This is a genomic window from Sorangium sp. So ce887, assembly GCF_051521455.1.
In the GTDB taxonomy this organism is placed as follows: Bacteria; Myxococcota_A; Polyangia; order Polyangiales; family Polyangiaceae; genus Sorangium.
Map to the genome: position 1 here is coordinate 9,688,993 of NZ_CP150354.1, position 22,595 is coordinate 9,711,587.

18 protein-coding genes are annotated in these 22,595 nt (G+C 71.5%); 12 read left to right on the top strand and 6 right to left on the bottom strand.

Annotation, left to right across the window (positions count from 1 at the left end):
- The first annotated feature begins 76 nt into the window (after positions 1-76).
- The 11 genes from WMF36_RS36285 (at position 77) to WMF36_RS36335 (ending at position 12,725) form a co-directional block, all read left to right on the top strand.
- A complete protein-coding gene (locus WMF36_RS36285; protein ID WP_437575391.1) occupies positions 77-1,981 on the top strand; it encodes a 30S ribosomal protein S1 in 1,905 nt (634 codons plus the stop codon).
- A gap of 210 nt (positions 1,982-2,191) precedes the next feature.
- Complete coding sequence (locus tag WMF36_RS36290; RefSeq protein ID WP_437575392.1) at positions 2,192-2,686, top strand: hypothetical protein; 495 nt, start codon at positions 2,192-2,194, stop codon at positions 2,684-2,686.
- Positions 2,687-2,761: 75 nt separating this feature from the next.
- Positions 2,762-3,313: an HIT family protein gene (locus tag WMF36_RS36295; protein WP_437575393.1), complete on the top strand. Its 552-nt coding sequence runs from the start codon at positions 2,762-2,764 to the stop codon at positions 3,311-3,313.
- On the top strand, positions 3,310-4,749 hold the full coding sequence (locus WMF36_RS36300; RefSeq protein ID WP_437575394.1) for an AI-2E family transporter: 1,440 nt from the start codon (positions 3,310-3,312) through the stop codon (positions 4,747-4,749). Before WMF36_RS36295 ends, WMF36_RS36300 begins: the two co-directional genes overlap by 4 nt.
- A gap of 69 nt (positions 4,750-4,818) precedes the next feature.
- On the top strand, positions 4,819-5,778 hold the full coding sequence (locus WMF36_RS36305) for a hypothetical protein (RefSeq protein WP_437575395.1): 960 nt from the start codon (positions 4,819-4,821) through the stop codon (positions 5,776-5,778).
- 97 nt (positions 5,779-5,875) lie between these two features.
- Positions 5,876-6,829 (top strand): hypothetical protein, encoded by a 954-nt coding sequence (locus WMF36_RS36310; RefSeq protein ID WP_437575396.1) that lies wholly within the window; start codon positions 5,876-5,878, stop codon positions 6,827-6,829.
- Between the two features lie 78 nt (positions 6,830-6,907).
- Complete coding sequence (locus WMF36_RS36315) at positions 6,908-7,333, top strand: HIT family protein (protein ID WP_437575397.1); 426 nt, start codon at positions 6,908-6,910, stop codon at positions 7,331-7,333.
- 658 nt (positions 7,334-7,991) lie between these two features.
- Entirely contained in the window at positions 7,992-8,660 is a 669-nt protein-coding gene (locus tag WMF36_RS36320; RefSeq protein WP_437575398.1) for a carbonic anhydrase, read from the top strand.
- Between the two features lie 154 nt (positions 8,661-8,814).
- Positions 8,815-10,350 carry a SulP family inorganic anion transporter gene (locus WMF36_RS36325; protein ID WP_437575399.1) on the top strand — a complete coding sequence of 512 codons (1,536 nt, stop codon included), beginning with the start codon at positions 8,815-8,817 and terminating at the stop codon, positions 10,348-10,350.
- 212 nt (positions 10,351-10,562) lie between these two features.
- Entirely contained in the window at positions 10,563-12,032 is a 1,470-nt protein-coding gene (locus WMF36_RS36330; protein ID WP_437575400.1) for an FAD-binding oxidoreductase, read from the top strand.
- A 198-nt stretch (positions 12,033-12,230) separates the two neighbouring features.
- Positions 12,231-12,725, top strand: a complete 495-nt coding sequence (locus WMF36_RS36335) for a PDZ domain-containing protein (RefSeq protein ID WP_437575401.1) — start codon at positions 12,231-12,233, stop codon at positions 12,723-12,725.
- 66 nt (positions 12,726-12,791) lie between these two features.
- On the opposite strand, the gene WMF36_RS36340 is transcribed toward WMF36_RS36335, so the two are convergent.
- From WMF36_RS36340 to WMF36_RS36350, 3 genes are all read right to left on the bottom strand, one after another.
- Positions 12,792-13,712: an alpha/beta hydrolase gene (locus WMF36_RS36340; protein WP_437575402.1), complete on the bottom strand. Its 921-nt coding sequence runs from the start codon at positions 13,710-13,712 to the stop codon at positions 12,792-12,794.
- A 78-nt stretch (positions 13,713-13,790) separates the two neighbouring features.
- The gene (locus tag WMF36_RS36345; RefSeq protein ID WP_437575403.1) at positions 13,791-14,981 is read right to left on the bottom strand and encodes a Kelch repeat-containing protein; all 1,191 of its coding nucleotides are present in this window, start codon (positions 14,979-14,981) and stop codon (positions 13,791-13,793) included.
- A gap of 116 nt (positions 14,982-15,097) precedes the next feature.
- Positions 15,098-16,063 (bottom strand): hypothetical protein, encoded by a 966-nt coding sequence (locus tag WMF36_RS36350; RefSeq protein WP_437575404.1) that lies wholly within the window; start codon positions 16,061-16,063, stop codon positions 15,098-15,100.
- A 132-nt stretch (positions 16,064-16,195) separates the two neighbouring features.
- Between WMF36_RS36350 and WMF36_RS36355 the strand changes: the two genes are divergently transcribed.
- Positions 16,196-16,687, top strand: coding sequence for a hypothetical protein (locus WMF36_RS36355; protein ID WP_437575405.1), 492 nt, complete (start codon positions 16,196-16,198; stop codon positions 16,685-16,687).
- Positions 16,688-16,864: 177 nt separating this feature from the next.
- On the opposite strand, the gene WMF36_RS36360 is transcribed toward WMF36_RS36355, so the two are convergent.
- From WMF36_RS36360 to WMF36_RS36370, 3 genes are all read right to left on the bottom strand, one after another.
- On the bottom strand, positions 16,865-18,604 hold the full coding sequence (locus WMF36_RS36360; RefSeq protein ID WP_437575406.1) for a protein kinase domain-containing protein: 1,740 nt from the start codon (positions 18,602-18,604) through the stop codon (positions 16,865-16,867).
- Positions 18,605-19,014: 410 nt separating this feature from the next.
- The gene (locus tag WMF36_RS36365) at positions 19,015-21,516 is read right to left on the bottom strand and encodes a beta-glucosidase (RefSeq protein WP_437575407.1); all 2,502 of its coding nucleotides are present in this window, start codon (positions 21,514-21,516) and stop codon (positions 19,015-19,017) included.
- A gap of 243 nt (positions 21,517-21,759) precedes the next feature.
- Positions 21,760-22,530 (bottom strand): hypothetical protein, encoded by a 771-nt coding sequence (locus WMF36_RS36370; RefSeq protein ID WP_437575408.1) that lies wholly within the window; start codon positions 22,528-22,530, stop codon positions 21,760-21,762.
- Positions 22,531-22,595 lie beyond the last annotated feature (65 nt).

A 22,595-nucleotide genomic window follows, 5' to 3' on the forward strand; every position in this document is an offset into this window, starting at 1 on the left:
GGCGCGCTGCTTTGAGCCGGCGGGCGCATCGTTTCTCAGGGAAACGACAAAAACTTCTCGTGGCTCGGTCGTTGCATTGACAGAAGCCCCTCCTCAGACTACAGGCTCGCCTCTCCCGAGGGGCCGGGTACATCGGTACGCGTGTGCCCGCCCCTCCGTCGCTCGTGCGTGGCACCAAGGGTCCACGCCTGCGCCCGCTGCGACGAATCCCAGGGAAGGAAAGGAAACAAGAACGAACAACATGACTAGTAACATCCATATGGAGGCTGGCTCGTCCGGGGCGAGCATGGAGAGCTTTGCCGCGCTCTTCGAACAGAGCGTGGAAGGGGGCGATTTCGCGCGTGAAGGAGAGATCATCTCCGGCACCGTGGTCGCAGTGAACCGCGACTCCGTCGTGGTCGACATCGGCGGCAAGAGCGAGGGCGTCATCGCGCTCCGCGAGTTCGCGGACGCCGGCGGCGTGAGCGCCGTCAAGGCCGGCGACAAGGTCGACGTCTACATCGAGAGCCGCGAGAACGACGACGGCCTCGTCACCTTGTCGAAGGAGAAGGCCGACAAGATGAAGGTCTGGGATGAGATCTCGAACGCCTGCGAGGCGGACGAGCTCATCGAGGGCACCATCAGCCAGCGCGTGAAGGGCGGCCTCTCGGTCACCATCCGCGGGGGCGTGAAGGCCTTCCTCCCGGGCTCTCAGGTCGATCTTCGCCCGATCCGCAACTTGGACAAGCTGATCGGCCAGACCTACAAGTTCAAGGTCATCAAGTTCAACAAGAAGCGCGGCAACATCGTGCTCTCGCGGCGAGTGCTCCTCGAGCGCGAGCGCGACGAGATGAAGGCCAAGACGCTCGAGACGTTGACCGAGGGGATGACCGTCAAGGGGACCATCAAGAACATCACCGAGTACGGCGCCTTCGTCGACCTCGGCGGCATCGATGGCCTCCTGCACATCACGGACATGTCGTGGGGCCGCGTGAACCACCCGAGCGAGGTGTTCCAGGTCGGCGACGAGGTCCTCGTGAAGGTCCTCAAGTACAACGCCGACACCGAGCGCGTCTCCCTGGGCCTCAAGCAGACCCAGGAGGACCCCTGGAACCACGCCGAGGAGGCCTACCCTGCGGGCAAGAAGGTCCGCGGCAAGGTCATGTCGATCACCGACTACGGCGCGTTCGTCGAGCTGGAGCCGGGCGTCGAGGGCCTCATCCACGTCAGCGAGATGAGCTGGACCAAGAAGGTCAAGCACCCGTCGAAGCTGCTCGAGGTGGGCCAGGAGCTCGAGTGCCAGGTGCTCGAGGTGGACGCGCGCGCGAAGCGCATCAGCCTCGGACTCAAGCAGCTGGAGCCCGATCCCTGGATGCTCTTCACGGACAAGTACCACCCCGGCGACAAGATCGCGGGCAAGGTCCGTTCGCTCACCGATTACGGCGTCTTCGTCGGGATCGAGGAGGGCGTCGACGGCATGGTCCACAAGAGCGATCTCTCGTGGTCGGTGCGCGTCAACAACCCGAGCGACCTGTACCACAAGGGCGACGACGTCGAGGCGATCATCCTCTCGATCAACCACGACGAGAAGAAGGTCTCCCTCGGCATCAAGCAGCTCTGGGACGATCCGTGGCCGACCATGCTGACGGAGTACCCGCCCGGCCGCGTCATCGACGAGTCCCAGGTGGTGAGCATCGTCGACTACGGCGTGTTCGTGCGGCTGCGCGAGGGCGTCGAGGGCCTCATCTCGCAGAGCGACGTGCAGGAGCCCGAGGAAGGCAAGCTCAAGGTCGGCGACAAGGTCAAGGCCGAGATCTCCTCGCTCGACACGGTCGATCGCCGGCTCTTCCTGACGATGAAGAACATCGGCATGGAGCGCCCCGCGCCCGTCCAGCGCCAGCAGCAGAAGCGCAAGGAGGACGGCGGGGACGACAAGCCGGTGGCCGGGACGATCGGCGATCTCATCAAGGAGAAGTTCGGCGGGAAGCTCGACCTGAAGTGACGCTGCCCGGCGCGCGGCCGCTCTGATCGGGCCGCGCGCCAGGCGCTCACTCCGCCGCACGCCAGGTACGGCGGGCCGCGGGCGCCCCGGTGCCGCTCGGCTCGCCGTGTGGACCCGATGTCGACGAGAGGCGAGGCCCTTCCAAGGGCCTCGCCTCTTGCTTTTTCCAGGGCGCCGCGGACGATCCTCGCCTCGATGAGAGGCCCCCTCATGCGCTCTGCCCTCGCGGCGCCGGTCCTTGCCGCCCTGGCGCTCGGCGCGCCCCCCGCCCGGGCCGACGGCCCCCTCGCCCGCCCAGCGGGCGGCGACCCGCTGGCCCGCCCGGCGGGCGGCGGCTCCCTTGCCAGCGCCGCAGGCCGCCTGCCCCCGGTGGCGTTCCCGGGGCGGCCGCTCGTCGGCGCCCTGGCCTTGCGGCGCGACCCCGACCCGTGGTTCGGCGATGACAAGGTGCGCCATTTCTGCGCGTCAATCGCCCTCGCCGGCGGCGGGTATGCGCTCGGCGCGCTCGCGACCGACGACACCCACGAACGGATCGCGCTGGGGGCCGCGGTCGCGCTCGGCGCCGGCCTGGCGAAGGAGGCCTTCGACGCCGCCGGGCACGGCACCCCATCCTTCCGCGATCTCGCCTGGGACGCGCTCGGCACCTCCGCCGGGCTTGCCCTCTCGGTCTGGTTCGACCTCGCGGTCACGCCGATCTCGTTCTGAGGTCCGCGCCGCGACCGGCGCGAAGAACGGGCGGTGGTCCCGCGCGCGTGGCCGTCGTGCTAGCGTCTCCGCGACATGGGTAACCCCCTGTGGGCGCCCTGGCGCATCGAGTACATCCTTGCGCCGAAGGGCCACGCCGACTGCATCTTCTGCGGCATTCCCCGCGCATTCGAGCAAGAACAGCGCGACCGGCTGGTCGTGGCCACGACCCGCCGCGCGTTCGTCATGCTCAACCGCTACCCGTTCGCGTCGGGCCACCTCCTCGTCGTCCCGCACGCGCACGTCGCCTCGCTCGACGCGCTCGAGCCGGCCGACCACGATGCGCTCTTCCGCCTCGTGCGCGAGTCGACGACCCGCCTGCGCGCCGCGCTCAGGTGCGAGGGCATGAACGTCGGGATCAACCTTGGCACCGCCGCGGGCGCCGGCATCGCCGAGCACCTGCACGTGCACATCGTCCCGCGCTGGCCCGGCGACACAAACTTCATGCCGGTGCTCGCCGACGCGCGCGTCGTGCCGCAGGCGCTCGAGGCGACGCGCGATCACCTGCTCGGCTTCTTCGCCGACCTGCCCGCGTCGCTCGTTGACGACGGCGTCCCGGGCCCGGCGTCGCGCGGCGGGGCGCTGTGAGCGAGGGCATCTCGCGGCGCACCGTGTTCCTGACGATCAGCGCCGTCCTCACGGTGGCGTTGCTCATCGTCGCCCACGCGGTGCTGCTCCCCTTCGTGCTCGCGCTCGTCGTGGCCTACGTGCTCACGCCGGCGGTCCTCCGGCTCGAGCGCGCGCGTGTCCCGCGGTGGGCCGCGATCCTCGTCGTCTACGCCCTCGTGCTCTCCGGCGTCGGCGGCTTCTTCGCCCTCAGCGTCCCGCGCCTCGTCGCCGAGGGGAAGGCGCTCACCGTCGAGGCGCCGCGGCTCGCCGCGCGGCTCCGCGAGGAGTACCTGCCCGCGCTCGACGTGCGGCTCCGCCGCTGGTCGGGCCGCGAGCCTCTGGCACCGCCCGAGGCCGCGCCGGATCGGGCGCTGGGCGAGCTCGCTGCGCCGCCCGGATCCATCGCCGCGCCCGGAGAGGAGGGCGCCGAGCGCCCGCCTGTCCGCATCACGCCCGGCCCGGACGGCTCCTTCGACGTGCGCATCGCCGACGACGTCGAGATCCGCGAGACAGGCGACGGCATCTGGCAGATCGCGCAGACGCGCCCGAAGCACCCGCTCTCCAGCGCGAACATGCTCCAGGAGGGGTACGAGAAGGCGGCCGACTACCTCAAGGAGAACTCGCTCACGGTCCTGCGGATCGGCCAGGCCATCGCGACCGCCATCTCGCGCGGCATCTTCAACCTCTTCATGACGTTGATGCTCGCCGGGTACATCATCCTCACGCACGAGAAGATCTTCCGCTTCTTCCGCGAGCTCTGGCACCCGATCTCGCGCGACTCGTTCGATCGTTTCCTGCGCCGGCTCGACCGGGGCCTCTCCGGCGTCGTCCGCGGTCAGCTCCTCATCTGCCTCGTGAACGGCGTCCTCTCCGCGATCGGCTTCTGGCTCTTCGACCTCAAGTACTGGCCGATCCTCTCGGTCCTCGCGGCGGTGATGTCGCTGATCCCGATCTTCGGCTCGATCCTGAGCTCGATCCCGGCGGTCGCCATTGGCCTCACGCAGTCGTTCGGCACGGCGGCCGGCGTGCTCGCGTGGATCGTGGGCATCCACCAGCTCGAGGCGAACTTCCTGAACCCGAAGATCATCGGCGACTCGGCGAAGATCCACCCTGTCCTCGTGGTGCTTGCGCTGCTCATCGGCGAGCACTTCTTCCAGATCACCGGCGCGCTCTTCGCGGTCCCGTGCCTGTCGATCGCGCAGACGATCTTCCTCCACTTCCGCGAGTCCACGCTCGGCCTTGCCGACCCGACGGCCTCGATCCCCCCGCAGCGCGGCGCGCAGTTCGTCACCCCCTCGATCGAGCCGCTCCCCCCCTTGCGCGGCTTCGAGACGGTCGGCCCTGCCATGACCCCCCTCCCCTCCTCCGGCGCCGATCCGGACCCCGCCCCCCGCGCGAACGACCCCGCCACCTAGCCGCTCCCGCGCAAGCCGGCTATGAAAGCCCGCGCCCCGCGGAGCGGGAACGTCAGATCTACGACCTCGATGAAGACCCCCGGCAAACCCACCCTGACCCCGAGCCCGAAGAAGCAGAGCCCCAAGCAGCAGCGCGAGCAGGCCATCTCGGCGCTCCGCAGCGGAAAGCCGCCGGCCGATCCCCTCGCCCAGCTGAACCCGCGCTCGCTCGCCCTCCGCGTCGGCATCCCGGCGCTCATCGTCTGGGCCATCGCCCTGGCCATCCCGGGGATCTGGCCGAAGGTGGTCGCCGGCGTCCTGACGGTCATCGTCGCGGGCGTCATCCTGTGGGCGCTGCGCTTCGCGACCAAGACGCGCGCCGTCGCGCAGATCGTGCAGACCGCCGGCACCGCCGAGGCGCGCAAGGACGCGATCGCCAAGCTCGACACGGAGTTCAAGAAGGACGACGCGGCCGCGACGTTCGCGAAGGCGCAGCTCCAGATGCAGGAGGACCCGCGCGCCGCGCTCCGGACGCTGGAGACCATCAACCTCGACAAGGTGATGGCCCCCATGGCCGACGAAGCGCGCGCCCAGCGCGGCATGATCCACCTCATCCTGAGCGAGACGGACGAGGCGCGAATGCTCGTCGACAAGATCGACATGAGCCGCCACAAGGAGCCGAAGATCCGCGCCATGATGGCCGCCATCGTCGGCGAGGCGTGGGCCCGCACCGGCCAGGCGACGAAGGCGGTCGAGCTGCTCGAGACGTACGATCCGAACGACGAGGCGTTCGCCGAGCTCAAGCCGCAGCTGCTCCGCTCGCGGGCGTTCGCCTACGCGTGGGCGAACAACACGAAGCAGATGAAGAGCACCCTGCGGAGCCTGAGCGCGCTCAACCCGCAGTACCTGAGCGGCTTCGTCACGAAGAAGAAGAGCCCCATGGGCGTGCCGCCGCGCGGCGTGCACCCGATGCTCGAGAAGGAGGCGTTCGAGATGCTGATGCGATCCGGCGCCGTCCCTCGCAAGATGCAGCAGGTGAGGCGCGGCTGAGCGGCGGCCGGCCGAGGTCGACGACACGGGCCGCGCCCGCCGCCACGCCTGTCCGCCGCGCGCGGCCCCTTGACGCGGGGCGCGCGGAACGGCTCACATGCGCGACCTGATGAGAGGGACCGCGCTGATCTACAGCTCGCACAGCCGCTGCAACGTCATCCACAACGACTACATCGCGCAGCGCGCCCTGGCAGGGCGGGACAACAAGCGCGTCCTGTTCCTGCCGATGTCGGAGGCGCCCCGCGACGGCAACGAGCTCGAGCGGCAGGAGTTCGCGTACGGCAACTTCCGCTGGTTCTTCCGGTTCTACGAGCGGTTCGGCCTCGAGCACGTGCCGTTCTACTGGACCCGCCACCTGCGGCGGGAGGACGTCGACGTGCTCTGGCACCTCCTCGGCTCGTCCGAGGTGGTGATCCTCGGCGGCGGCTACAGCACGACGGGACTCTGGCGCTACAAGCAGCTCGGCGCCCTGTTCGAGGGCGAGCCCGGCAAGTTCGGGCGCGTCCTGCACGAGCGCCGGCAGCGGGGCCTGCTCACGGTCGGGTTCTCCGCCGGTGCCGACCAGCTCTGCCAGCACCTCTTCCGCCGGGTGTGGGACAGCCCGGGCGACAGCGACGGGCTCGGCCTCGCGCGCAACACGCTCGTGACGCTCCACCACGAGCCGAGCCGCAACGGCGACCTCTGGCACGCCGCGAGGCGCATGCCCCATTGCTTCGTCTTCGGGCTCCCGAACGACTCCGGGCTCAATGTGGACTGGGGTGTTCTCCCGTCCGGCAATCTCTGGCAGGTCTACGAGCTCATCGTCGACACCTCCTGGGACGATCCGGCCGACGCCCTCCACGTGAAGACGCGGCAGGGCGCGCTCATCGACCACTTCGACAACACCGGCCGCCACTGGGCGTTCCACGGCGGCGACCACATCGCGCGGATCACGTCGCCGGACGGCCGCTTCGACCGGGCCTGGATGACGGCGGGCGGGCGGCTGCTCGACTACTGGACGCGCGAGCCCGCCGCCCATGGGTCGATCGACGAGATCCTCGCGAGCCACTGATCGCGCTGCGGCCGCATGGCGCGCCCGAGCCAGGGTTGACGTTGGGCAGGCGGCGCCGCATCGCTGATCGAGGCCGCCATGACCGCTCGACCTTGCGTTTTCTGCAGCATCGCCCGGGGCGAAACGCCGGCCTATGTCGTGCTCGACGAGCCGGAAGTGATGGCGTTCCTGGACGCCCGCCCGCTCTTCCCGGGTCACTGCCTGCTCATCCCGCGCGTTCATCACGAGGTGCTCACGGACCTTCCGTCGGAGCTCGTTGGACCCCTTTTCATGACGGCCCAGCGGCTCGCGCGCGCCGTGGAGTCGGCGTGCTCAGCTGACGGCTTCTTCGTCGCGATCAACAACCGCGTCAGTCAGAGCGTCCCGCACTTGCACGTCCATGTGGTCCCGCGCCGTCAGAAGGACGGTCTCAAGGGCTTCTTCTGGCCTCGTTACAAATATGCCGGTGAGCGCGAGATGCACGGTCGTCGTGACGCCATCGTGACGGCGTTGTCTGAAGGTTGAAATCCGTCGCAGTAACGGTTATCTGGGCGTGGTGCCGACCTGGCTCAGGCGAGAGGCGTCCGTCCCTGATCGCGGCATTCTGCCACACACGGTTATGCGTCGTGGCATCTTGCTACGCACCAAGCCCGCTGCCAAGTTAGGGAATAGACTGCGTTCTACCCTGGTTCCAACGGCCGACGCTCTATCCATCCCTGAACGATGCTGAGTTTCCGGTCATTTTTCCCTCGGCTCGCGCTGCTCTTCGCGCTGATCCTCGCCCCAGTTACGCTGGTACGGGGGAATCTCAGCATCATCGAAGCGGGCAACTCGGATGTTTCGGGAGCGTTTCGAACCGGATCCATCGAGATCGATCAGGGTGATCTCGCGGGGCTACACCCGCCGTTCCGCGGTTCGTCCCATCACCGCCGCGCGCTCCACGCGGTGCCGAGCGACGGCGGGGGGCGGGCGCGGGTCGCCCTCGTCGCCGATCTCCGGCCCCCTCGCGCCGCCTCTCCCGTCCCTCGCCCTCCTTTTCGTCGTCCTCCACCACGTTTCCTGAATTGATCTCCTAGCTCCGTGGCTGAGGCCGCTCGCGGCCGGGCGCGGAGGATCTGGAAACCGGAGGTGTTCACGACGACTGCCGCGCTGAATCGGCGCGGTCAACGAGAGGGTTTGTTCCATGCAGAAGCTCGCTGACGGGTTGCACAAGTTCCACGCCGAGGTTTGCCGCACACATCAGGATCTCTTCCGCCACCTGGCGACGGGTCAGCGGCCCGAGGCCATGTTCATCACGTGCTCGGATAGCCGGATCAACCCGAACCTCATCACGCAGACCCAGCCGGGCGACATCTTCATCGTGCGCAACGTCGGCAACATCGTGCCGCCGTACGGCGCGAGCAACGGCAGCGAGGCCGCGGCGATCGAGTTCGCGGTCGCGCACCTGGGGATCAAGCACATCATCATCTGCGGCCACACGCTCTGCGGGGCGATGCGCGGGCTGCTCGATCCCGCGGGTCTCGACGAGCTGCCGGCGGTCAAGGGGTGGCTCCAGCACGCGGAGCTAACCCGCCGCCTGGTGCAGGAGAACTACCCGCACATCGAGGGGGAGGATCGGCTGACGATCACGGTGGAGGAGAACGTGCTCGCCCAGATCGAGAATCTCAGGACGCACCCGACGGTGCGTGCGCGGCTCGCGCGCGGCGAGCTCTCGGTCTACGCCTGGGTCTTCAAGATCGAGACAGGGCAGGTCTATCAGTTCGAGCATTCGACCGGGCAATTCGGGCCCATCTGCGAGGCGGCACCCCCGTCGGCGTTGCCGGAGACCACGGTCTACCGGCGCGCCGGCTGAGCACCTCACAGGCACTGAACCAAGGATCACTGGAAAGAGGACCCGTTCAATGCAGTTCCCGAATGCCATCCAAGTAAGCGCCGGATCGGAGCGCGCAGATTCCCGTACCGATATTGCTGGCGTCCCTGGCAGCGCAACAGCAATCCCCATCCAGGTGGCGCCTCCTGCGGACAGCGCGCCGCCGCTCGATCCGCGCCTCCGCGCGAACCTCAAGTACGATATCCCCGCAGGCCTCGTCGTCTTCCTCGTCGCCCTGCCGCTCTGCCTGGGTATCGCCCTTGCGTCCGGGGCCCCTCTCCTGTCCGGCATCGTGGCCGGGGTCGTGGGAGGGCTCGTCATCCCGCTCGTGAGCCGCTCCGCGCTCAGCGTGAGCGGCCCGGCGGCGGGGCTCGCGGCCATCGTGGTCGCGGGCATCGCCACCCTGCAGAGCTTCCAGGCCTTCGCGATGGCCGTGGTCATCGGCGGCGTCCTGCAGCTCGCGCTCGGCTTGCTGAAGGCCGGCGCGATCAGCCACTTCTTCCCCTCCTCGGTCATCAAGGGGATGCTCGCGGCCATCGGCGTCCTGCTCATCCTGAAGCAGCTCCCCCACGCCATCGGCTTCGACCAGGACAACTTCGCCTCCGAGTCGTTCCAGGCCGAGGGCGGCAACACCTTCACGATGCTGGCCCAGGCGCCGCAGGCGATCGAGTGGGGCGCGTTCCTCATCAGCGCCGTCTGCCTGGGCATCCTGGTCGGGTGGGAGAAGACGCGCTTCGCGAAGATCTCCTGGCTGCCCGCGCCGCTCATCGCCGTGGTCGTCGCCACGCTCGGCAACGAGCTGTTCAAGACGGCGGTCCCGTCGCTCGCCCTCGAGCAGAAGCACCTCGTGTCGCTGCCGATGGGCGACGGGGCGCAGAGCCTGCTCAGCGTCCTCCAGCTGCCGGACTGGTCCGCGATCCTGCGGCCCGAGGTCTGGGTGCTGGGCGTGACCCTCGCGATCGTGGCCAGCCTCGAGACGCTGCTCAACCTGGAGGCCGTGGACCGGATCGATCCGTGGCACCGCAAGTCGCCGCCGAACCGGGAGCTCGTCGCGCAGGGGCTCGCCAACATGCTCTCCGGGTTCGCCGGGGGTCTGCCGGTCACGTCGGTCATCGTCCGCAGCAGCGCCAACGCGAACGCCGGCGCGCGCACGCGGGTCTCCGCCTTCACGCACGGCGCGCTGCTCCTGCTCGCGGTGGTCTTCGCCGCAGGGCTGCTCTCGCACATCCCGCTCGCGTGCCTCGCGACGATCCTGCTCGTCACCGGCTACAAGCTGGCCAAGCCCAAGATCTTCGCCGAGATGCACAAGCTCGGCTGGAGCCACTTCATCCCGTTCGTGGTGACGATCGTGGCCATCGTGCTGACCGACCTCCTGAAGGGCATCGCCATCGGCCTCGCGGTCGGCGTCCTCTTCGTGCTGAGGACCCAGATGTCCCGCGTCTTCGACGTGATCCACGAGGGAGCGCGCGTGACGATCCGGTTCAACAAGGCGGCCTACTTCTTCACCCAGGGCAAGCTCGTCGCGCTGTTCGAGCGGCTGCCGAGCGACACCCACGTGGTCGTCGACGCCCAGAACGCGTCCTACATCGACCACGACGTCGCGGAGCTCATCCGCCGCTTCCAGCAGTCCGCCCCCCGGCGGAATATCCACGTAGAAATCCGCGGCCTTTAGAGCGACGCTGGCGGGATGCGCCCTGCCCTCGAACCGGCCGATACGATAGACAACCTTTCCCGACCGCCCGCCTCGGGTTGATCGTGGTCGCTCGATTCGTCAGCGGGGCGCACCGGCGATCCACGCGAGGGGGCGGGGGCGGGGGGGTCGCGTACGTCGGGGGCGCACCGCTGCCGCCGCGGCTCGACGAGATCCCTCGAAAACCGCTCTGCATGCTCCAGGGCTATGGCGGGCAGCACCACTCGTGTGGAGACCTGTACACCCCGGCGTCGGTCGAGGAGCTCAGGGTGCTGTTCGGCATGGCGAGGCGGACAGGGCGCAGGATCACGTTCCGCGCCGGGGCCCAGTCGTTCGACGGGCAGGCGCTGAACGACGACCTCGTGATCTCGATGACGGGCTTCACCTCCATCGAGATCGACGAGGAGGGCGCGCAGATGACCGTGGGCGCCGGCACCCCGTGGGGAGCCATCGTCCGCGAGCTCGCCGCCCGCGGGTTCGTGCCGTACACGGTGGTATCGACGAGCCACGCGACCGCGGGAGGCACGGTCTCCGGAGACTGCCTCTCTCGCTTCTCGGGGATCGGTGGCAAGGAAGGGCACTACGTCGAGCGGCTGACGCTCCTCACCCTGGGCGGGCAGCTGCTCTCCCTGAGCCGCGACGAGCCGACGAGCGCGCTGTTTCACGCGGTGATCGGCGGGCTCGGCTACCTCGGCGCGGTGCTCGACGTCACGTACCGCATCGCGCGCGTCGCGCCGGCAGGGACCCCGATCCGGGTCGTGACCCAGGCGACGCGCTGCGGGTCGCTCGACGAGCTCGCCGCGATGCTCGTCCCTCGCGCCGAGCAGCTCCTGCCCTCCGAGGGAGGAAGCGCGGTCGAGGACGGATGGGTCCCCGAGGCGCTCTACTCCATCGCCTTCCACACCCTCGATGGGAGCAAGAGCATGGTCCTGCGGTCGCGGTACGTCGCGGGGACATCGCACGAGCTCCGCCCGCTGCTGAACCACCGCCGCGGGTACCCGCTCCGCGTCCCGATCGAGTGGCTGATGCGCACGTCCGTGGTGAGCCAGGGAGTCTGGACGATCATCGACCGCTTCGTCTTCGATGTATCGCGCCCGAACGTCGACGAGCTCATGGGCTTCCTGTTCTTCATGGATGGCAACGTCCTCGCGAACCGCATCGGGCAGGCCCTCGGGGCGCCGATGATCACGGTGCAGCAGACCTTCATGATCCCCTACGACCCGGGCGCCCCGGAGGACAGCCTGCGGCGGCTCGTCGATTTCATGAACCGGATCAATGAGATAGCGACCCGAGACGGAACGCCGCCGCTCCTGCTCGATGTGCTCCACATCCAGGGCGACCGGTTCCTCCTGTCGGCGAACTACGGGGCCGACGGGTTCGCGGTCACGGTCGCGTTCGCGGGCAGCGATGAAGACAGCGTGTGCCGTATCCGCCTGCGGCTCACCGAGCTCAGTGCGCACACCCTCGAGCTCGGCGGGCGGGTCTATCTGGTGAAGAACGTCCACGCGACAGCGGAGCATCTCCAGGCGATGTACGCGCACGCGCTCCCGGAGTTCGTCCGGCTGAAGGAGCTCGTCGATCCCGACGGGCTCCTGCGCAACGAGTTCCTCGAGCGGGTGTTCCCCGCGCACTTCCGTCCGGCGCCACGGCTCGCCCGCACGTGATCGCGGCGCGCCGCGGGACGAATCTCCGCCCTGCTGTCCGCCAACGGCCCGGACAGCGGCGGAGAATCGCTGGTTGGGATCTTGCACCTCGGAAGGCTGGGAGGCCGGGGGCGCCGAGAGGCCATGCACACAAGTCAGCAGCGAGATCGACCCCCCGGTGCGCGCGGTACGTACGGGTGGACTCGGCGGCTATCCCGCGTGCTCACCCCGCTGGTCCCGCTGGCGGTCGTCGCTTGCCGCGGTGACTGCCCGCGCGTCGAGGCCACGCAGCCGCGCGCAGACGCCGCGCAGCCGCGAGCAGCCGCGCCGGCGAGCCCGGCGGAGACCGCGCAACGAGAGAAGCCGTCGCGCCCCGCCCCGACAGCGACCGTCGTCCCGGCGCCGTGGCACCTCACGATCCAGCCGACCGCAGGCGATGGCGTGAGGATCGCGAGCATCGATATCCGCAGCTTCACGTCCCCCCTGCTGGAGCCGGGCGATGTGATCCTCGCGGTCGACGGGCGGCCCGTCCACTCGATGACAGGGCTGGAGAGCTACCTGCGCGCCTGCGCGCCCGGGGACATGGTGGTGCTCACCGTGCTGCGCAGCGAGACGACGATCGACTACGCGATGCTCCAGGTGCCGGCCGGCGACGCTCCGGCGCCCACGCCGGCCGGCGCAGCGGCGCGGGGCGGGCCTGTCGGCGGCGGCTGAGCGGGCTCTCGCGTCCGCCGCGGGCGCGCGCGGGCGGGCCATCCGGGGCGGCTGTCTGTGCGTCCCTCATCGCGAACGAGCTCCGCGCCCTCTGCCGGGCTCCGTGACCCCGCCTCGCTTGCCGCTCAGGAACGCGAACGCCTGGTCGACCTGATCGTCGGTCATCGCGTGTCCCGCGCGCTTCTTGCCGAGCGACCTCGAAGGCCACTTCAGCCGGCGGAGCATCTTTGCGAGCGCCACCTGGTCCCGGTGCGCCGGGTCCTTGCCGCCCCAGCCGACGAAGACCGGGACGCGCAGCCTGGTCCGCGCGCCCGCCCGCTCCAGGTAGCGCGCGCCCGAGCCGCCCGCGAACGCCGCGTACCCGTCGACCGGCAGCCGCCCGCGCATCGCCAGCGACGTCGCGTAGTACGCGCCGTTCGAGAAGCCGAACACGAGCACCCGCTCGAAGCGCCCGCCCGCGCGCCGCTCGAGCTCCACGCGCGCCGCGTCCCACCCGGCGAGCAGCGCGTCCTCGTGGGCCGCCTGCGCGGCGGCGGCGGTGGGCCAGCACCACCAGTCTTCCATCGTCTTCGGCCCGATCCCTCGCCGGCCGCGCGGCATCATCACGGCGACGCCGTGCCGGGCGCCGGCCCGCGCCGCGCCCCGCTGTTGCGCCCACTGCCACCCTGAATCGGGCTGAACGACGCCGTGCAGGAAGATCACGAGCACGCGCGGGCCAGGCGCCGCTCTGGCCGGCAGGAAGGCGCACGCCTCGCCGGGCAGCGAGGCGAGCTCCGGCGCGCACCACCGCGCCGCCGCCGCGGCCTGCGGGGGCGCGTCCGCAGGGAGCACCGCCTGCGGGGGAGCGGGCGCGTCCGCAGGGGGAGCGGCCTGCGGGGGAGCGGGCGCGCCTGCCGGAGGCTGGCCGGCCTCGTCGCCCCTGGCCGGAGCGGGCGCGCCCACGGCCAGGAGCCCGGCCAGGGACAGCACCATCGCGAGCGAGCGCATGAGCGCGCAGTACCATTTCCGCGCTGCCGCCGGGTAGCGCGGCGCGCTCGCCGCCGGTGCGGTGTTCTCCTGCCCCGCTCAGGGATCGAACGAATAGACGTCGCGGTTCCAGAGCTGACCGGGGCCGACGTCTCCGTCGCACTCGAAGCCCCACCCCGAGAACACGTACATGCTGCCGTTCACTTCCGCGGCGACATGTCGCTTGAGCTTGACCAGCGGATCACCGCCCGGCGACAGCTGGGTCCACTTCCGGTTGTTCGGGCTGTACCGCCAGAGCTCCTCGATCGGATTCTGCTCGAACGGCGCGCCGCAGCCCGACGACCCGCCCGACCCGTCGCCTCCTTGCAGGTACAGGTATGAGCCGATCACCGCCGCGGCGCCGTAGTTGCGCGGCGGCGTGATGTCGCGCCGCGCGCGCGGCGTCACATCGGTCCACCGGCGGGTGCGCAGATCGAACTCCCAGGTGTCGTCCAGCATCTCGAAGCCAGCGGGGCCCAGCGTCTCGCCGCCGTACAGCGTCAGCTTGCCCCGGATCGGCGCCGTCCCGGCCATCGCTTCGTGCCGGCCGCGCGGCGCGCCGGGAGCGCCGGCGGGCACGAGCTCCTTCCACCGGTTCGACGCCAGCTCGTAAACCCAGAGATCATTCATGAAATCGAAGGTGCTGGTCACCCCGCCGAAGACGTACAGCTTCCCGCCGGCGAGCCAGACATTCGGGCGGGACCGGCCGACCGGCCCCGCATTCTCGGGGTGGATCTCGATCCAGGCGTCCGCGTCCGCGTCGTAAGCCCAGAGATCGTCGTGGGCCACGAAATCGGAGAAATCGGGGCTGTACGTCGCCCCGCCGAACACCAGCATCAGGTTGCTGCAGTCGTCGCCCGCCGCGCCGGCGAACACGCGCGGCGGCGGCAGGTCCCCCGCGGGATCGAGCAGCTCCCAGGAATCGAGCGAGGTGTCGAATCGATAGAGGTCGTTATAGAACGTGTTCTCGAAGGTCGAGAAGTCGTCCTTCATGCCGCCGAACAGGTAGACGGCGTCGCCGAGCGCGGCGACCGCGGGGGTCGAGCGCTCGGTCGGCGCCGGACCGGAAGTGACCCGCTGGGTCCACGTGCCGGAAGCCCAGGCTTCTGCCGCAAACAGAACGACCGTCATCGCCGCCAGGACGACGGCGAGGTGCCGCGACGGCTTGCGCGTGCGAGCTGAGCCAGGAACGCCGCCCGGGCGCTCCCCACGGACGGAACGGGCCACGTCCTGCGCCGGGAAATTCTTCATACCCCTACCTCCATCGGCGAGTCAGCTCGATGGTGCACCGATCGAAACATTCTCTCCGTGACCGCCGATTTGATCTCGCCGAGGACAGGCTACGCCCATGGCGCGGGTCATGCGGGTCAGAGCCGCATCTCGACGCCCGCGCCCGACGCGCTCAGCCACGGGGTCACGGAGCCCGCTCTGGGGGTGCTCGGCGCTGGCTCGTTCAGCAGCAGGTAGAGCCCGATGCCCACGGTCGCAACGCCGACGCCGCCGAGGACGTCGCCGACGATCCCCTTGGCCCGCGCGGAGCTCGCGTCCGAGCCCGTGCTCGAGCGCGCGTCGCCCGCCTGCTTCCAGCCGGCGAGGCCGAGGACGGCTCCGCCGGCGAAGAGCGCGCCGCCCACACCCATGACGACGAACGGGAGCGTCCGGCTCGAGGATCCCTCGGAGGAGTCGGCCAGCGGAGGCAGCCCCTCCCGGGTAGCCGAGGCCTGCGCGGTCGCGGCGGGCGCGAGCGCGAGCGGGACCTCGACCGAGCCGCCAGCGCCGACGCTGAACCGGGCAACCGCAGCGCGGAACCCCGGAGCGCTCGCCTCGACCTCGTACGCGCCCGGGTCCAGCTCGAGGACCTGACCCGGGGCCGCCCGCAGCGGCTTGCCATCCAGGGCCAGCGCGAGCCCGTCGATGTTGCCGGGCCTGACGGCGAGCGTCACCCGGCCGACGCGCCCTTCGAGCGCCACGACGGCCCCCCGCGCCGGCCCGACATAGGGCTCCGTCGTCGGCGTCGCCGGCTCCGCCAGGAATGCGCGGAAGCTGGCGAGCGCGTCGGCGAGGTGCCCGGTCTCCTTCTGCGCGACGCCGAGGCTGTACCGCGTGAGGGGCATCGCCTTGATCGCCAGCGATCGGGAATACAGCGCCCGCGCCTCCTCCCAGCGCCCCTCCCGGGCGAGCTTCGCGCCCTGGACGAACAGCACGCGCGCCGCAGTCACATCGCCCGTGCCCTGCGCCGCCGCAGGGCACGGGGCTGCTGCGGCCAGGAGCAGCGCCGCGACGACGGCGACGAATGTCCGTCCGGCGCGAGCTGCTGGAGAACGCGGCCTCATTGACACTCTCCCTGCCGGCAGTCCGTGCCGTCTGGACATCGGTTGCCGCAAGCGCCGCAGTGCTCGTCGTTGTTCCACAGGTTGGTTTCGCAATGGTGCGCCGCGTCCCCGTCGCAATCGGCGAAGTGGCCATTGCAGGTCGCTGCGCTGCCCGAGCTGCTGCTGCTTGCGCCCCCGCCGCTCCCGCTGGTCGCACCGCCGGCGCCGGTTTCGCTGCTCGCACCGCCAGCGCCGCTGCCGCTGCTCGCGCTGCCGCTGCCGCTGCTCGCGCTGCCGCTGCTCGCGCTGCCGGTTGCGCTCCCGCCGCTCGCACCAGCGCTGCTCGTCGCGCTCTCGCCACCGCCCGCGCTGCTCGTCGCGCTCTCGCCACCGCCGCTGCCCGCGCTGCTCGTCGCGCTCTCGCCACCGCCGCTGCCCGCGCTGCTCGCGGCGCCCTCGCCGCCCCCGCTGCTCGCGCCCTCGCCGCCCCCGCTGCTCGCGCTCTCGCCGCTGCCGGCGTTCCCGGTGCTGCTCGTGCTCGCGCCGCTGCTCGCGCTCTCGCCGCTGCCGGCGTTCCCGGTGCTGCTCGTGCTCGCGCCGCTGCTCCTGCTGAGATCGCCGCCGCCGCTCCCGTCGCCGGCCTGATCCTCCTGCCCCCCGGCGCCCTCGGTCTCGTCGTCCTTGTCGGACAGCTCCGCGCCGATCAGCGCGGAGCAGCCGCCAGGCCCGAGCGGGGCCGCGAGGAGCGCGATCAGGAGGAGCAGCAGGTCGCCGGAGCCGCGAACGGAGCGGAGCTTCACCTCAGGATTGCGCATGATCACCTCAGAAGTCGGGCGCCGCCGGCAGCGGCATGGACGTGGACGCAGGCACCGGACGCGGCGGCTCGACCCGCGGAGCGCGCCGCTCCACCCGCGGAGCGCGTGGCTCGGCCCGCTGCATGCTGGGCTCGGCCCGCTGCGCGCTCGGGTCGAGCCGCTGGGCGGGCGACTCGGCCGATGACGCGGACTGCTCGATCTCGTCCCACGGATCGACCGCCTCATCCCACGGCTCAGCCGGCTCGGCCGGGTGCGCCGGCGGCTCGCTTGCCGGTGCGCCCCGCACGGCCATCTCACGAGCGTTCACGCGCGGCGCCCCGCCGTCAGCGGGCACGATGTCGACGGCGGAGGGCGCCGCCGGGCTCGCCGCCTGCAGGGCCAGCGCCACGGCCGGCTCGCCCGCAGGCGCAGCGGCGGCGGCCGCGACCGCCGGAGGCGCGGCGCCAGCGCCTCCACCCCGCAGGCTCAACCCCATGACCACGACCACGGGCGCGACGAAGGCAGCGAGCACCCCGACGAGGAGCGCCTTCTGGAGCCGCGGCGAGGGCTCGAGCCCGATCGGTGCGCCGCGCAGGGCCGCGGGCATCTTGATCGTGCCTCCCCGACGCCCGGCCGGCGTGGCCGCGGGCGACGCGAGCAGCGTCTTCCCTGCACCGGCCAGGCGCGGCGCCGCCGGCGCGGAGACGGCGCCGGTCGCCGCGAGGACCGGCGCGGCTCGCTCCGCGGTGAGCGGCGCGTCGACCCCCCGCGCGAGCCACTGGTGCGCGAGCGACGTGCCGGCCACGTCCGCCGTGACCCCGCGCTCGACGGCCCAGGCCGCCAGGGCGCGGCCGAGCGACCGCATGCTCGGCCACCGCTCGGCCGGCGACTTGGCCAGGCCTCGCCGGAGGATCGACCAGAGCTCCTCGTCGCCGGCGCCGAGCTGGGTCGTCGGCACCGGCTCCTTGCTGAAGATCGCCGCGATCACCGCGCCCAGGCTCTCGCCGCTGAACGGCCGCCGTCCGGTGATGAGCTCGTAAAGAACCACGCTGAACGCCCAGACGTCGGTCTGCTCCCCGACCTCCAGCTGGCCGTCGGCCTGCTCCGGCGACATGTACTCCGGACTGCCGACGATCATCCCTCGTTGCGTGATCGCGGGGCTGGCCGCGTTGGCCAGCTTGGCAATGCCGAAGTCGACAACCTTCGGGACATAGCCGCCCGCCCCGTCGGACACGACGAGGATATTGGCAGGCTTGATATCGCGATGGACGATGCTCTGCGCGTGCGCGGCCGCGAGGGCACACGCCACCGGCAAGAGCATCTGGACCGCCTGCTCCGCCGGTATGCGGCCCCTCGTCTCCAGCCAGCTCGAGAGCGACGTGCCCTCGAGGAGCTCCATCACCAGGAACGGCTCGCCCGAGTCGGTCTCGCCGAAATCGAACACGCGCACGATCGCCGGATGACCGAGCCTCGCCGTCGCGCGCGCCTCCCGGAGCAGGCGCTCGGCGGCGTGCGCGTCGAACTGCTCCTCGTGGAGCACCTTGATCGCCACGTCGACGTCGAGCCACAAGCTGCGCGCCCGCCACACGCTGCCCATGCCCCCGGCGCCCAGCTGCCCCACGATCTGGTACTTGCCCGCGAGGACCTCGCCCACGGCGCGCTCCCGCTGCGGCAACCCGCGAACGCAGGACGAAACACCCCCCGTGCTCGCATCGCCTCTTCTGGCGAACGATCCGCTCTGGCCGGGGACAGGGTGCTTGTCCTTCATGAGTCGCCTTTCCCTCATCGATCATCGTAAGCGTAAGCAAATGGCGAACCATCGGCCGATCTCCGGCCTCCGCGGGCGCCAAGCGACGAAACACCCGGCCAGCGCCCCCTCGCCCGCGCCCCCCGCGGCGAGCTCGGCGCTCGGGCGCTCCCTCTCGCGCAAATCTCGCGGCCAGAAGAGCAAGAATCCTCATGCTCAGCGCGGGATCGGTCGCGCGCATCGGTCACGCTGAGGCAATTTGCACCGGAGCATTTCAAGAGGGAGCGAGGCACCCTCCCGGGCCATCTGCAGCGCTTCGATCCCGGGTTCAATCGAATCGATGCAGGCGAGAGCCCCCCTGCGTCGGGTGGTGGCCGTGAGTCCCCATCACCGGGAGCCTCGCAGGCCCACGCCGGCGCGCCCTCAGGACCTCAGGCGTCGACGTTCACCGCGGTCTGCCTCGTCAGGACGGTGGCCGAGTGCCCCGCGTGCAGCGTGAACACGCCGGGCTCGACCTGCCAGCGACCTGCCGCCCAGTGCGCAAAGGCCCGCGGCTCGACGGTGACGACGACCTCGGCCGTCTGGTCGGGCTCGGCCTCGACGGAGGCGAAGCCGGCCAGCCAGAGCACGGGGCGCTCGACCGCGGAGCCCGGCCGCGACAGGTAGAGCTGGATCACGTGACGGCCGCGGCGGGTCCCGACGTTGCGGACCTGCACCCGCACCTCGACGGCCGCGCCGGCGGCGACGCTCGGCGGCGCGTCCATGTCGAGGATCTCCCAGCGCGTGTAGCCCAGGCCGTGCCCGAACGGGTAGGCCGGGGTGACACCGGCGCGGGCCCAGGCCCGGTACCCGACGTGCAGCCCCTCGGCATAGACCAGCTTGCCGTTCTCGGGCTTCGTCGAGAGCACGGGCACGTCCTCGTCGCGCGACGGCCACGTCGTGGGCAGACGGCCGCCGGGCTCCACGGCGCCGAGCAGCACGTCGGCAGCGGCGTTGCCGAGCTCCTGGCCCGGGAACCACGTGAGGAGCACCGCGGCCACCTCGTCGCGCCAGGGCAGGGTCACCGGCCCGCCGGAGTTCACAAGCACGATCGTCCGGGGGTTCACGGCCGCGACGGCGCTGACCAGCTCGTCCTGGCGGCCGGGGAGCGCGAGCGCGCTCCGGTCGAAGCCCTCGCTCTCGATCGCCTCGGTGGTGCCGACGACCACGATCGCCACGTCGGAGGAGCGCGCGAGCTCCACGGCGCGCGCGAGCTCCTCGTCGTCGGGCAGCGCGGGGACCTCGGCGCCGAGGGAGAACGCCACCGCGATCGTGCCCGGAAAGACCGAGTGCGCGAGGGCGAGGTCGATCTCCTGGCCGGCGGCGAGGGACAGCTCGGCCGCCCGCTGCGGCGGGGCGAGCAGGGCCGCGGCGAGGTCGTCCTTGTCCGGCGCGATCATCCCGTCGAAGAGGACCTGCCCGCCGCCGGTGAGGCGGTAGGCGCCCACGCCGGCCACGCCGATCCGGTAGCGGCCCGCCTCGGCAGCGCGGAACCGCGCCGTCACCTCGATGGTCGCGGCCCGCGTCGCGCGCTCGTCCCCGATGAACGTGAGGCGCCCCACGTCGCGATGCTCCTCGTGCACGACGTGGCCCTTGGCGTCGAGGAGCCGCACGTGCACGCCGGCCGTGCCGGTCACGGGGTCGACCACCTGGTCTCCGGCCACCGGCACGAGGCCCTCGTGGATGCGGGTGCCGAGCGCGTGGAGCACCTCGGCGCGCTGGCCGAGCGCGGCGCGCAGCCCGTCGAGCGGCGAGACGGCGTAGTGCGGGTGCACGCTGGCGCTGCCGCCGCCCTGGATCCGCCCCTGCGCGGCGCTGGGGCCGATCACGGCGACGCGCCGGAGGCTGGCCGCGTCGAGGGGGAGCGCGTCGCCCTGGTTGCGCACGAGCACCATGCCGGCCGCGGCGGTCTCGCGGACAAGCCGGGCGGCCTCGGCGGCGGGGAGCTGGGCCGGGGCGGGGGCGGCCGGCGCGACGCCCTCGAGCGCGCCGACCCGGGCGGCGAGGCGCAGGAGGCGGCGGACCTTGTCGTCGATGGCCTTCTCGGGCACCGCGCCGCTCTGGACCGCGGCGACGAGCGCCCGGCCCCACGGCCCTTCCGGGCCAGGCATGACGAGGTCCAGCGCCGCGCGGGCTGCGGCCTCGGTGGAGCGGGTCGCGGTCCAGTCCGAGACCACGACCCCGTCGAAACCCCACTCGTCCTTGAGCGGCGCGTCGAGCAGGGTGTTCTCGGTCATGGTCGCGCCGTTGACCGCGTTGTACGAGGCCATCACGAGCCACGCGCGCGCGCCGACGATCATCCGCTCGAAGGGCGCGAGGTAGAGCTCGCGCAGCGTGCGCTGATCGACGCGGACGTCGACGGTGAACCGCTCGGTCTCGGAGTCGTTGGCCACGTAGTGCTTGGGGGTGGCGCCGACGCCGTGGGCCTGCAGCCCCCGGACGTAGGCCGCGCCGATCCGACCGGTGAGCAGCGGGTCCTCGGAGAAGCACTCGAAGTGCCTGCCGCCGAGCGGGCTTCGGTGCAGGTTGACCGTCGGCCCGAGGACGACATCGACGCCCTTGCGCCGCGCCTCGGACGCCAGCAGGGCGCCGAGGCGCTCCAGGAGGGCCTCATCCCATGTGGCGGCGAGGGCGGTGGCGGAGGGGAGGCTCACCGAGGGATCGCGCTCGTCCCAGTGCTCGCCGCGCACGCCGACCGGGCCGTCCGAGACGACCATGCGGCGCAGGCCGATGGCGGGCTCGGGGTAGGTGCTCCAGAAGTCGGCGCCCGTCAGCAGGCGGACCTTCTGCTCGAGCGACAGCGCGCCGAGGGCGTCCGCCACCCGCCGCTCGACGGCCTCGGGCGGATGATCGGTCTTCTGGGGATGAGCTGTTAGCGAGTCGGCGACGGCCATGAACCCTCCTGGAAGCGCAGAGACGCCGCCCGCGGAGGCGGCGCGAGCACGGTACGTACAAGGTCAGGGGAACGCCAGGTTCACAGGAGAGTGACGGTCATCGGGGTTGGCGATCATCGGCCCAGAGGGGGAGAGGGGCACCATCTGTATTGGCGCCGCGTCGGTCGGCACGGGCGGCAGAGCTCGTGCGCCTGCGGTGCATGGGGGCGTTCCAGCGATGGCAGGCGGCTGCGGCAGGTGCCTTCAAGGGCAGGCGCAGACGCCGCCGTGGTGCGAGCAGCACCCGCGCTTCACGTAGGTGCAGGTCGGCGAGAGCGTGCCATCGCAGCAGCAGACGCGGTCCTCGTCGGGCGCCGGCCGCGGCCGGCCGGAGCGGCCGGCACCCGAGGGCCGCGCGGGAGCGGGCGCCTCGGCGGGCCCCGGGGCGCGCGCCTCCCCGGCGGCCCTCAGGGCCTCGCGCTCCGCGATCAGCCTCTGGCCCTTCTCGTGGGAGGCGCGCACCTGGGCCGCCCGCGCGTCGAGCGGGGCGGCGCCGGCGAGGTAGCGGAGGAGCGCGTCGCAGGCCGCGGTGTCGCCTTGCTGGGCGCAGGCAAGCTCGCTCGCGGCAAGCTCGAGCTCGGCGGCGTGGGCCGCCTCCTCCTGCCGGCGCGCCTCCTCGGCGGCCTCGAGCTCGGCGCGGCGGCGCTCGGTCTCCGCGGCCTCGCCGGACTGCCGCTGCGCCTCGATCTGCGCCTGACGCGCCTCGCGGTGCCGCCGGTAGCGGGCGACGAGGGCGCTCGACGCACGCAGATCGGCCTCGGCCTGCTCGCAGAACGACGCGCACCGGTCGACGCGGGCCTGCGCCTCGAGCTCCAGCACGAGGCAGTCGGGCTCGCTCCTGCAGCCGTGCGCCAGCCGGGACCGGAACCCGTCGTCGTGGCGCGATCCGTCGCGGTGATGGCAGCCGGCGAGGAGGGGGATGAGGGAGAGCCAGCAGACGGCGAGGAGGCGCACCGGGGGATTGTCGTGCCGCACGCGGGGGGCGTCGAGACCTCGAGGAGATGGGAGACGGGAGCCCTTGTTGCTCCGGGACGGGAACG

Excerpts from the sequence above, each read along its gene's own strand:
- WMF36_RS36345 (WP_437575403.1), bottom strand. The coding sequence starts at position 14,981 with ATGAAGAATTTCCCGGCGCAGGACGTGGCCCGTTCCGTCCGTGGGGAG.
- WMF36_RS36295 (WP_437575393.1), top strand. The coding sequence starts at position 2,762 with ATGGGTAACCCCCTGTGGGCGCCCTGGCGCATCGAGTACATCCTTGCG.
- WMF36_RS36305 (WP_437575395.1), top strand. The coding sequence starts at position 4,819 with ATGAAGACCCCCGGCAAACCCACCCTGACCCCGAGCCCGAAGAAGCAG.
- WMF36_RS36365 (WP_437575407.1), bottom strand. The coding sequence starts at position 21,516 with ATGGCCGTCGCCGACTCGCTAACAGCTCATCCCCAGAAGACCGATCAT.
- WMF36_RS36330 (WP_437575400.1), top strand. The coding sequence starts at position 10,563 with ATGCTCCAGGGCTATGGCGGGCAGCACCACTCGTGTGGAGACCTGTAC.
- WMF36_RS36340 (WP_437575402.1), bottom strand. The coding sequence starts at position 13,712 with ATGCGCTCGCTCGCGATGGTGCTGTCCCTGGCCGGGCTCCTGGCCGTG.
- WMF36_RS36360 (WP_437575406.1), bottom strand. The coding sequence starts at position 18,604 with ATGAAGGACAAGCACCCTGTCCCCGGCCAGAGCGGATCGTTCGCCAGA.
- WMF36_RS36320 (WP_437575398.1), top strand. The coding sequence starts at position 7,992 with ATGCAGAAGCTCGCTGACGGGTTGCACAAGTTCCACGCCGAGGTTTGC.
- WMF36_RS36290 (WP_437575392.1), top strand. The coding sequence starts at position 2,192 with ATGCGCTCTGCCCTCGCGGCGCCGGTCCTTGCCGCCCTGGCGCTCGGC.
- WMF36_RS36310 (WP_437575396.1), top strand. The coding sequence starts at position 5,876 with ATGCGCGACCTGATGAGAGGGACCGCGCTGATCTACAGCTCGCACAGC.
- WMF36_RS36315 (WP_437575397.1), top strand. The coding sequence starts at position 6,908 with ATGACCGCTCGACCTTGCGTTTTCTGCAGCATCGCCCGGGGCGAAACG.
- WMF36_RS36350 (WP_437575404.1), bottom strand. The coding sequence starts at position 16,063 with ATGAGGCCGCGTTCTCCAGCAGCTCGCGCCGGACGGACATTCGTCGCC.